13 protein-coding genes are annotated in these 9,094 nt (G+C 60.3%); 11 read left to right on the plus strand and 2 right to left on the minus strand.

Going from position 1 to position 9,094, the window contains the following annotated elements:
* Window positions 1-3 precede the first annotated feature (3 nt).
* The 11 genes from rplR (at window position 4) to NXC14_RS08900 (ending at window position 7,323) form a co-directional block, all read left to right on the plus strand.
* The gene (gene rplR / locus NXC14_RS08850) at window positions 4-366 is read left to right on the plus strand and encodes a 50S ribosomal protein L18 (RefSeq protein ID WP_011424987.1); all 363 of its coding nucleotides are present in this window, start codon (window positions 4-6) and stop codon (window positions 364-366) included.
* 134 nt (window positions 367-500) lie between these two features.
* Entirely contained in the window at window positions 501-1,070 is a 570-nt protein-coding gene (gene rpsE / locus NXC14_RS08855) for a 30S ribosomal protein S5 (protein ID WP_003573784.1), read from the plus strand.
* A gap of 13 nt (window positions 1,071-1,083) precedes the next feature.
* Window positions 1,084-1,293 carry a 50S ribosomal protein L30 gene (gene rpmD / locus NXC14_RS08860; RefSeq protein WP_011424988.1) on the plus strand — a complete coding sequence of 70 codons (210 nt, stop codon included), beginning with the start codon at window positions 1,084-1,086 and terminating at the stop codon, window positions 1,291-1,293.
* A 16-nt stretch (window positions 1,294-1,309) separates the two neighbouring features.
* Entirely contained in the window at window positions 1,310-1,786 is a 477-nt protein-coding gene (gene rplO / locus NXC14_RS08865; protein WP_085777821.1) for a 50S ribosomal protein L15, read from the plus strand.
* Between the two features lie 233 nt (window positions 1,787-2,019).
* Window positions 2,020-3,360 carry a preprotein translocase subunit SecY gene (gene secY / locus NXC14_RS08870; protein ID WP_085777822.1) on the plus strand — a complete coding sequence of 447 codons (1,341 nt, stop codon included), beginning with the start codon at window positions 2,020-2,022 and terminating at the stop codon, window positions 3,358-3,360.
* Window positions 3,357-4,007 (plus strand): adenylate kinase, encoded by a 651-nt coding sequence (locus tag NXC14_RS08875; RefSeq protein ID WP_085777823.1) that lies wholly within the window; start codon window positions 3,357-3,359, stop codon window positions 4,005-4,007. The genes secY and NXC14_RS08875 overlap by 4 nt, the downstream gene beginning before the upstream one ends.
* A gap of 222 nt (window positions 4,008-4,229) precedes the next feature.
* Entirely contained in the window at window positions 4,230-4,598 is a 369-nt protein-coding gene (gene rpsM / locus NXC14_RS08880; RefSeq protein WP_011424992.1) for a 30S ribosomal protein S13, read from the plus strand.
* A gap of 133 nt (window positions 4,599-4,731) precedes the next feature.
* Window positions 4,732-5,121 (plus strand): 30S ribosomal protein S11, encoded by a 390-nt coding sequence (gene rpsK / locus NXC14_RS08885; RefSeq protein WP_003547577.1) that lies wholly within the window; start codon window positions 4,732-4,734, stop codon window positions 5,119-5,121.
* Window positions 5,122-5,218: 97 nt separating this feature from the next.
* Complete coding sequence (locus NXC14_RS08890; protein ID WP_003547579.1) at window positions 5,219-6,229, plus strand: DNA-directed RNA polymerase subunit alpha; 1,011 nt, start codon at window positions 5,219-5,221, stop codon at window positions 6,227-6,229.
* Window positions 6,230-6,353: 124 nt separating this feature from the next.
* On the plus strand, window positions 6,354-6,776 hold the full coding sequence (gene rplQ / locus NXC14_RS08895; RefSeq protein WP_011424993.1) for a 50S ribosomal protein L17: 423 nt from the start codon (window positions 6,354-6,356) through the stop codon (window positions 6,774-6,776).
* A gap of 154 nt (window positions 6,777-6,930) precedes the next feature.
* Complete coding sequence (locus NXC14_RS08900; RefSeq protein WP_085780042.1) at window positions 6,931-7,323, plus strand: DUF2809 domain-containing protein; 393 nt, start codon at window positions 6,931-6,933, stop codon at window positions 7,321-7,323.
* Window positions 7,324-7,332: 9 nt separating this feature from the next.
* Here NXC14_RS08900 and msrQ read toward each other — a convergent pair whose 3' ends face one another.
* Together msrQ and msrP are read right to left on the minus strand one after the other, a co-directional pair.
* Window positions 7,333-7,989: a protein-methionine-sulfoxide reductase heme-binding subunit MsrQ gene (gene msrQ, locus NXC14_RS08905; protein WP_085777824.1), complete on the minus strand. Its 657-nt coding sequence runs from the start codon at window positions 7,987-7,989 to the stop codon at window positions 7,333-7,335.
* Window positions 7,989-8,936: a protein-methionine-sulfoxide reductase catalytic subunit MsrP gene (gene msrP, locus NXC14_RS08910; protein ID WP_085777825.1), complete on the minus strand. Its 948-nt coding sequence runs from the start codon at window positions 8,934-8,936 to the stop codon at window positions 7,989-7,991. Before msrP ends, msrQ begins: the two co-directional genes overlap by 1 nt.
* Window positions 8,937-9,094 lie beyond the last annotated feature (158 nt).

The following is a 9,094-nucleotide window of genomic DNA, read 5'->3' on the forward strand; positions in this document are numbered from 1 at the left end:
GAAATGGCTAGCAGGAAAGAAGCACTTGCACGTCGTGCCAACCGCGTGCGCCGTCACATCAAGTCGGTGGCCAATGGCCGTCCGCGCCTGTCGGTTCATCGCTCCTCGAAGAACATCTATGCCCAGATCATCGATGACGTGGCCGGCAAGACGCTTGCGTCCGCCTCCACCCTCGACAAGGATCTGCGCGGTTCTCTGAAGACCGGTGCCGATACCGCCGCCGCCGCCGCCGTAGGCAAGCTCGTCGCCGAGCGCGCCTCCAAGGCCGGCGTTACGGACGTCGTATTCGACCGTGGCGCCTTCATCTATCACGGCCGCATCAAGGCTCTCGCCGAAGCGGCCCGCGAAGGCGGTCTGACCTTCTGATCAGTTTCCGGCCGGGCGCTGTCGCTCCGGCCGGATTTTCGCCGGACCGCAGGCACTCCCTGGCAAGAAGGGGAGGCTAATGCGGTCCACATTCATTTGCCGATTGCACCCGGAAAAGAAAAAGGAAGAGGACAATGGCACAGGAAAGAAGGCCGCAGCGGGAAGACCGCCAGAGCCGTGAAGAGCGCGATAGCGAATTCGTCGACAAGCTGGTCGCGATCAACCGCGTCGCCAAGGTCGTCAAGGGCGGCCGTCGTTTTGGTTTCGCAGCACTCGTCGTCGTCGGCGACCAGAAGGGCCGCGTCGGCTTCGGCCACGGCAAGGCACGCGAAGTGCCGGAAGCCATCCGCAAGGCAACCGAAGCCGCCAAGCGCGAGCTGATCTTCGTACCGCTGCGTGATGGCCGCACGCTGCATCACGACGTCCATGGCCGCCACGGCGCCGGCAAGGTTCTGCTGCGCTCGGCCAAGGTCGGTACCGGCATCATCGCCGGCGGTCCGATGCGCGCCGTATTCGAAACGCTCGGCATGCACGACGTCGTCGCCAAGTCGACCGGTTCGTCGAACCCCTACAACATGGTTCGCGCCACCTTCGACGCTCTGAAGCACCAGGTTCACCCGAAGGACATCGCAGCTCAGCGCGGCATCAAGTATGCAACGCTGCAGGCTCGTCGTAGCGCCTCCGGCAACGCCTCTGAAGAATAAGAGGAGCTGACCAATGGCCAAGGCTACCAAGAAGGCTGAAGCGAAGACTGTCACGATCGAACAGATCGGCAGCCCGATTCGCCGTCCGGACGTCCAGCAGCGCACGCTGATCGGTCTCGGACTGAACAAGATGCACCGTCGCCGCACGCTGGAGGATACTCCTTCCGTTCGCGGCATGATCCGTGCTGTCCAGCATCTCGTTCGCATCGTCGACGAGAAGTGAGACGGAGGAAACGCTCATGAAACTCAATGAAATCAAGGACAACGAAGGCTCGACCCACAGCCGCAAGCGCCTCGGCCGCGGTATCGGTTCGGGCTCCGGCAAGACGGCTGGTCGCGGTGTCAAGGGTCAGAAGTCCCGTTCCGGCGTCGCCATCAACGGCTTCGAAGGCGGCCAGATGCCTATCTATCGTCGCCTGCCGAAGCGCGGCTTCAACAACATTTTCGCTTCCGACTTTGTTGTGGTGTCGCTCGGCCGCATTCAGGCGGCAGTCGACGCCGGCAAGCTCGACGCCAAGGCGACTGTTGACGCCGCTGCCCTGAAGGCTGCCGGGGTTATCCGCCGCGCCAAGGACGGCGTTCGCGTTCTCGCCGACGGCGAGCTCAAGGCCAAGATCACCATCGTCGTCGCGGGCGCTTCCAAGCCCGCCGTCGAGAAGATCGAAAAGGCCGGCGGCACGGTGACGCTGCTTTCTGCTCCGGCTGCAGCAGAATAATATCTGATGATATATCGCCCGGGGTGCTTCACACCGGGCGATTTTGCTCCCATATGTGGGCCTCACAAAAACTTGGCTGGCGCGCCCGCGTCACGCCGGTAAAACTGGAAAACAAGGGTGAGGCATGGGGTTGCGCTGCAATCCGTCCAAAACCCGGTTTTGAATTATTTTCATACTGATTCCGGGGCCGGCATTTCCCCAGAGACGCCGGAATTGGTAGGGCGGAGAATCGCATGGCTTCTGCAGCGGAACAATTGGCATCCAACCTCAATTTTTCGACCTTTGCCAAAGCCGAGGATCTGAAGAAGCGCCTGTGGTTCACACTGGCAGCTCTCCTCGTCTACAGGCTCGGCACCCATATCCCGCTTCCGGGTCTCAATCCCGAAGCCTATGCCCAGGCGTTCCGCGGCCAGGCAGGCGGCATTCTCGGCCTTTTCAACATGTTCTCGGGCGGCGCCGTTCAGCGCATGGCGATCTTTGCGCTCGGCATCATGCCCTATATCTCCGCTTCGATCATCGTGCAGCTGATGACGTCGGTCGTGCCGACGCTTGAAAACCTGAAGAAGGAAGGCGAGCAGGGTCGCAAGATCATCAACCAGTACACCCGCTACGGCACCGTCATTCTGGGTGCGCTTCAGGCTTACGGCATTGCGGCCGGACTGGAGAGCGGCCAGGGCCTTGTCGTCGATCCGGGCTGGTTCTTTCGTATTTCCACCGTTCTGACGCTGCTCGGCGGCACGATGTTCCTGATGTGGCTGGGCGAGCAGATCACCTCGCGCGGTATCGGCAACGGCATTTCGCTGATCATCTTCGCCGGTATCGCAGCCGGCCTGCCGAGCGCTCTTGCCGGCACGCTTGAACTCGGCCGCACCGGGGCGCTGTCGACCGGCCTCATCCTGCTCGTCATCATTGTCGCAATCGCCGTCATCGGTGTCATCGTTTTCGTGGAGCGCGCCCAGCGCCGGCTGCTGATCCAGTATCCGAAGCGCCAGGTCGGCAACCGCATGTTCCAGGGCGATACGTCGCACCTGCCGCTGAAACTGAACACCTCGGGCGTAATCCCGGCGATTTTTGCCTCTTCGCTGCTGCTTCTGCCGGCGACAGTCGCGGGCTTTGCCAACACCACGGCCATGCCTGCCTGGGCGACGTCGATCGTTGCCGCCCTCGGCCATGGCCAGCCGCTCTACATGGTGCTCTATGCGGCGCTGATCGCCTTCTTCGCCTTCTTCTATACGGCCATCGTCTTCAATCCGAAGGACACGGCCGACAATCTGAAGAAGCATGGCGGCTTTATTCCCGGAATCCGTCCAGGTGAGCGCACCGCTGAATACATCGACTACGTGCTGACCCGTATCACGGTGATCGGCGCCATCTATCTCGTCTTCGTCTGCATCCTCCCGGAGATTCTGGTGTCGCAAACCGGCATTCCATTATCCCTTGGTGGGACTTCGCTTTTGATCGTGGTTAGCGTAACTCTTGATACGGTTGCACAGATCCAGGGTCACCTGATCGCGCAGCAATACGAAGGCCTGATCAAGAAATCGAAGTTGCGAGGAGGAAAGAGGGGGCGATGAGACTTATCCTTTTGGGGCCGCCGGGCGCGGGCAAGGGAACCCAGGCCCAGCGGATCGTGGAAAAGCACGGCATTCCGCAGCTTTCCACGGGAGATATGCTGCGTGCGGCGGTCAACGCCGGCACGGAGATCGGCAAGCGCGCCAAGGCGGTCATGGACGCCGGTAAGCTGGTCTCGGATGAGATCGTCATCGCCATCGTCTCGGAGCGAATCGATCAGCCCGATTGCGCCAACGGTTTCATTCTCGATGGCTTCCCCAGGACGCTCGTTCAGGCGGACGCCACCGAAGCGATGCTGAGAGCAAAGGGTCTTGGTCTCTCCGTCGTCATCGAATTCCGTGTCGATGATGCCGAATTGGTCCGTCGTGTTGCCGGCCGCTACTCTTGCGCCCAGTGCGGTAGCGTCTATCACGACACGGACAAGGTCCCGGCCAATGAGGGTGTGTGCGACAAGTGCGGCTCTACCCACTTCAAGCGCCGTCCCGACGACACTCCGGAGACCATGACGGCCCGGTTGCAGGTCTACTACAAGGAGACCTCACCGCTGATCGGTTACTACCATGCCAAGGGCAAGCTCAGGTCTGTCGACGGCATGGCTGAAATCGACCAGGTGACTGCTGAGGTCGAAGCCATTCTTTCCAAGCTTTAAGGCTTGAAAATAAACTTGGCGGAAACGGTTGCTTTTCAGCAGTGATTCCGCTAAACACCGCGCCAACTCGCGACATTCCCTGCGATCGGCGCGGATTTCCCTGGGAAGTCCGGGTGCGGTCGTTTTGACATGTTACGGACATTAAATCTGAACGGGCGGCCCAGAGGGTCGCATAACGAAGCCCACTTGCCGGATGGCAACTGGAATGCAAGGAGAACAGGCGTGGCACGTATCGCTGGCGTCAACATCCCGACTGCAAAGCGCGTAGTCATCGCGCTGACCTACATTCACGGGATCGGTCCGAAATTCGCACAGGAAATCGTCGAGAAGGTCGGTATTCCGGCTGAGCGTCGTGTGCATCAGCTGACGGACGCTGAAGTCCTTCAGATCCGCGAAACCATCGACCGTGACTATCAGGTCGAGGGTGATCTTCGTCGCGAAACCGCGATGAACATCAAGCGTCTGATGGATCTCGGCTGCTACCGCGGCCTGCGTCATCGTCGCGGCCTTCCGGTCCGCGGTCAGCGCACGCACACCAATGCCCGCACCCGTAAGGGTCCGGCAAAGGCAATCGCTGGCAAGAAGAAGTAATTTCCGGGAAACCGGGGTGGGGAGGCTGGCGGTCCGCGCCGGCCTCTTTTGAGTTTGGAGCGGGACCATGTAGGCGCCGTTCCGGTGTAGCCGCTGGTATTACGGCGGTGAAGAGATCAAAGAAAGGAATAGCATGGCTAAGGAAGCCGTCCGTGTTCGCCGTCGCGAGCGCAAGAATATCTCGTCGGGTGTCGCGCACGTTAACTCGACCTTCAACAACACGATGATCACCATCACCGATGCGCAGGGCAATGCGATCGCTTGGTCGTCGGCTGGCGCCAAGGGCTTCAAGGGTTCGCGCAAGTCGACCCCCTTTGCTGCCCAGATCGCTGCCGAAGACTGCGCCAAGAAGGCCCAGGAACACGGCATGAAGTCGCTGGAAGTCGAAGTCTGCGGTCCGGGTTCGGGTCGTGAATCGGCTCTGCGTGCGCTCCAGGCTGCAGGTTTCATGATCACGTCCATCCGCGACGTGACGCCGATCCCGCACAATGGCTGCCGTCCGCGCAAGAAGCGCCGCGTCTGATCATCGCTCTCGTCACCGGTGAGCTCCTTGGCGCTCCCGGTGGTTTTAAAGCTCGGTTGTCACGATTGGATGGTGGCAACGAACGGAAGGCAAACTCATGATTCAGAAGAACTGGCAGGAATTGATCAAGCCGAACAAGGTGGAGTTCTCCTCGAGCTCGCGCACCAGGGCGACGCTCGTCGCCGAACCGCTGGAGCGCGGCTTCGGCCTCACCCTCGGCAACGCGCTTCGCCGCGTTCTGCTCTCCTCGCTGCGCGGTGCTGCCGTTACGGCGGTGCAGATCGACGGCGTGCTGCATGAATTCTCCTCGATTCCCGGCGTCCGCGAAGACGTCACGGATATCGTGCTCAATATCAAGGAAATCGCCATCAAGATGGATGGCGACGACGCAAAACGCATGGTCGTGCGCAAGCAGGGCCCGGGCGTTGTCACGGCTGGCGACATTCAGACGGTCGGCGATATCGAAATCCTCAACCCCGAGCATGTGATCTGCACGCTGGACGAGGGCGCCGAGATCCGCATGGAGTTCACCGTCAACAACGGCAAGGGCTATGTTCCGGCCGAGCGTAATCGTGCGGAAGATGCTCCGATCGGCCTTATCCCGGTCGACAGCCTCTATTCGCCGGTCAAGAAGGTGTCCTACAAGGTTGAAAATACCCGCGAAGGACAGGTTCTCGACTACGACAAGCTGAACATGACCATCGAAACCGATGGCTCGATCACCGGCGAAGACGCCGTCGCTTTTGCGGCGCGCATCCTCCAGGATCAGCTTGGCGTCTTCGTCAACTTCGACGAGCCGCAGAAGGAAACCGAAGAGGAAGCAGTCACCGAACTTGCTTTCAACCCGGCTCTCCTCAAGAAGGTGGACGAACTCGAACTGTCGGTCCGTTCGGCAAACTGCCTGAAGAACGACAACATCGTCTACATCGGTGACCTGATTCAGAAGACAGAAGCAGAAATGCTCCGCACGCCGAATTTTGGTCGCAAGTCGCTGAACGAAATCAAGGAAGTTCTCGCTTCCATGGGCCTGCACCTCGGCATGGAAGTGCCGGCATGGCCGCCCGAGAACATCGAAGATCTCGCCAAGCGCTACGAAGACCAATATTAAGAAAACAAAAGGCAGGCTCTTTCGGCTGCCTTTCCCCGTCAAACAGCAGGCATATCGCCTGCATGTGCCAGGAAACGGCAGACCCGGTAACGAAGTAAGGGTACTGCATTAAAGGAGAAGAGCAATGCGCCATGGTAAAGCCGGCCGCAAGCTGAATAGAACTGCAAGCCACCGCAAGGCGATGTTCGCCAATATGGCGGCTTCGCTGATAACCCACGAGCAGATCGTCACGACCCTGCCGAAGGCCAAGGAAATCCGTCCGATCGTCGAAAAGCTCGTCACGCTCGGCAAGCGCGGCGACCTGCACGCTCGCCGTCAGGCGATCTCGCAGATCCGCGATGCTGCCGTCGTTTCGAAGCTGTTCGACACGATCGCAACGCGTTACGCCACCCGCAACGGCGGCTATCTGCGCATCATGAAGGCCGGCTTCCGCCAGGGCGACAACGCCGCCATGGCCGTGATCGAGTTCGTCGACCGCGACACTTACGCCAAGGGCGCAGCCGACAAGGCCCGCGTCGCTGCTGAAGAGCAGGCCGTCGCCGCCTAAGTCTTCCGTTTTGGCGGATAGAAAACAGCCGGGCTGCGAAGCCCGGCTGTTTTCATTTGTGCATCGGCCGAAAACGGAAGCGGCGCAGCTTCTTCGGCGACGGAGCGATGTCTGTCCAGAGCTCCAAACTGTGGAGATTAAGATGGAAGGTTCTATGCGCGAAGCGCATTCTCGAGCGCAGCTCCTCCGTCTCGGGGCTGTGCTTGTGGTGATTGCGGCCGGCCTGGCGCTCAGGCGCTTCGGCTACGCGGTCGATCTGCCTTTCGTCGTCGTCAAATATGGCGGGTCGGCGCTGTGGGGGGCGATGGTCTATCTGCTGGTGGCGCTCGTTCTCGGAAAGTCACCGCGGGCAGTCATTGCGGTCATGGCGCTGTTCATGGCAATCGCAGTCGAATTCTTCCGACTTTATCATACACCCTGGTTGGACGCCTTTCGGTTGACGACTGCAGGCGCCTTGTTGCTTGGCCGGATATTTTCCCTCTGGAACATACTGGCCTATGCGATCGGCATCGCTGTGGTCTGTGCCTTTGATCCCGCGCGCCGTTGACAGCTGGCTTCAGGAAACCGACGCCACCGCACGATTGCGCTGCCGCCCCTGGCTTTTCTTCCGACTGCGCGCGATCGGCCGCCAGGAGCGGTAAAGGATGAGCGCGATGATCAACCCCACATAAATAAACTGCTCGAGATCGAGGATCTTGGTCGAAAGGGCAAAATGCAGAGCCCCGCAGGCGGCAATGATGGTGACGAGGCGGTGTAGCCAGATCCAGGTCGTACCGAGGCGACGGATCGAGAAATTATTGGATGTCACCGCCAGGGGAATAAGCATGGCAAGGCCAGCCATGCCGAACATGATGAACGGGCGCTTCAGCACGTCGTTGACGACGGCCTGAATATCCATCGCCTGGTCGAGCACCATGTAAACGGTGAAATGCATCAGCGCATAGTAGAAGGTCAAAAGGCCGAGAGCGCGGCGGTAGCGCAGATAATTCCAGCCGAACAACTCGCGGGCAGGGGAGACTGCAAGTGTTGCGATCAGGAAGCGGATTGTCCAGATGCCGAGGAAGAGCTCAAAGGTCTTGACCGGATCGGCGCCGAGCTGATCGGTCGCGCCGAGATAGAAGGTCCAGGCGGCGGGCACGAACCCGACGACATAAAGCAGCCAGACGGAAGCGGGCTGCCAGCGCTTCGGGATGGCGAGCGACAGTTCCGCCATCAGAAATTTGCCTTCAGATCCATGCCGGCATAAAGGCTCGCCACCTCGTCGGCATAGCCGTTGAAGGGCAGGGTGGGGTGACGGCTGGCGCCGAAGAAGCCGCTTTCGCCGATGCGCCGCTCGCTCGCCTGGCTCCAGCGCGGATGGTCGACGGCTGGATTGACGTTGGCGTAGAAACCGTATTCCTGCGGATTGGTCACCTGCCAGGTGTTCTTCGGCTGCTGGTCGGTGAGCGTGATCCTGACGATCGACTTGATGCCCTTGAAGCCGTATTTCCACGGCACGACGAGGCGGATCGGCGCACCGTTCTGGTTCGGCAGCGTTTCGCCATAAAGCCCGACGGCAAGCAGCGTCAGCGGGTGGCGCGCCTCGTCGAGGCGCAGGCCCTCGACATAGGGCCAGTCGAGCGACTGGAAGAAGCCCTTCTGCCCCGGCATCTCCTCCGGTCGCACGACGGTTTCGAAGGCGATATATTTGGCGCTGCCGAGCGGCTCCACCTTGTCGAGCAGCGCCGCCAGCGGAAACCCGTTCCATGGAATGACCATCGACCATGCCTCGACGCAGCGCATCCGATAGGTGCGCTCCTCGATCGGGAATTCCTTCATCAGCGCCTCGACGTCGAAGGTACCTGGCTTGTTGACCATGCCGTCGACCTTGACCGTCCAGGGCAGCGGCTTGAAATCGCCGGAGAGAGCGGCGGGGTCGCCCTTGTCGAGACCAAACTCATAGAAATTATTGTAGGTCGTGACGTCCTTGATCGGCGTCGTCTTCTCATCGACCTTGTACTTGCTCTCGACGGCGGAAAGGGCGGCCGCGCTGGCCTTTCCAGCGCCATAGAGCGCCATGGCGCCAAGCATCGCTGCGCCCAGGAATTCACGGCGGCGCAGATAGATCTGGCGCGGCGTGATCTCCGACGACGCGATCTTTGGGGGGCGATAGTTTGGCATGTCGAAAACCTCCAGGGCGGATATTCCGAATATAGTCCTTAAACGAACCGCCCGCATGTTCGGATCAATTTCTATGCCTTGAAGATTGCTGACAGGAAGCCAATTTTTTGTGTTCTGCTGTGATGGGATAGGGTGTAACCAAAGGCCCGCCGAACCGT

Source organism: Rhizobium sp. NXC14 (assembly GCF_002117485.1).
Taxonomy (GTDB): domain Bacteria; phylum Pseudomonadota; class Alphaproteobacteria; order Rhizobiales; family Rhizobiaceae; genus Rhizobium.

What these genes read in the sequence shown, in the direction of transcription:
- rplR (WP_011424987.1), top strand. Translation starts at nt 4, where the DNA reads ATGGCTAGCAGGAAAGAAGCACTTGCACGTCGTGCCAACCGCGTGCGC.
- rpsE (WP_003573784.1), top strand. Translation starts at nt 501, where the DNA reads ATGGCACAGGAAAGAAGGCCGCAGCGGGAAGACCGCCAGAGCCGTGAA.
- rpmD (WP_011424988.1), top strand. Translation starts at nt 1,084, where the DNA reads ATGGCCAAGGCTACCAAGAAGGCTGAAGCGAAGACTGTCACGATCGAA.
- rplO (WP_085777821.1), top strand. Translation starts at nt 1,310, where the DNA reads ATGAAACTCAATGAAATCAAGGACAACGAAGGCTCGACCCACAGCCGC.
- secY (WP_085777822.1), top strand. Translation starts at nt 2,020, where the DNA reads ATGGCTTCTGCAGCGGAACAATTGGCATCCAACCTCAATTTTTCGACC.
- NXC14_RS08875 (WP_085777823.1), top strand. Translation starts at nt 3,357, where the DNA reads ATGAGACTTATCCTTTTGGGGCCGCCGGGCGCGGGCAAGGGAACCCAG.
- rpsK (WP_003547577.1), top strand. Translation starts at nt 4,732, where the DNA reads ATGGCTAAGGAAGCCGTCCGTGTTCGCCGTCGCGAGCGCAAGAATATC.
- NXC14_RS08890 (WP_003547579.1), top strand. Translation starts at nt 5,219, where the DNA reads ATGATTCAGAAGAACTGGCAGGAATTGATCAAGCCGAACAAGGTGGAG.
- rplQ (WP_011424993.1), top strand. Translation starts at nt 6,354, where the DNA reads ATGCGCCATGGTAAAGCCGGCCGCAAGCTGAATAGAACTGCAAGCCAC.
- NXC14_RS08900 (WP_085780042.1), top strand. Translation starts at nt 6,931, where the DNA reads ATGCGCGAAGCGCATTCTCGAGCGCAGCTCCTCCGTCTCGGGGCTGTG.
- msrQ (WP_085777824.1), bottom strand. Translation starts at nt 7,989, where the DNA reads ATGGCGGAACTGTCGCTCGCCATCCCGAAGCGCTGGCAGCCCGCTTCC.
- msrP (WP_085777825.1), bottom strand. Translation starts at nt 8,936, where the DNA reads ATGCCAAACTATCGCCCCCCAAAGATCGCGTCGTCGGAGATCACGCCG.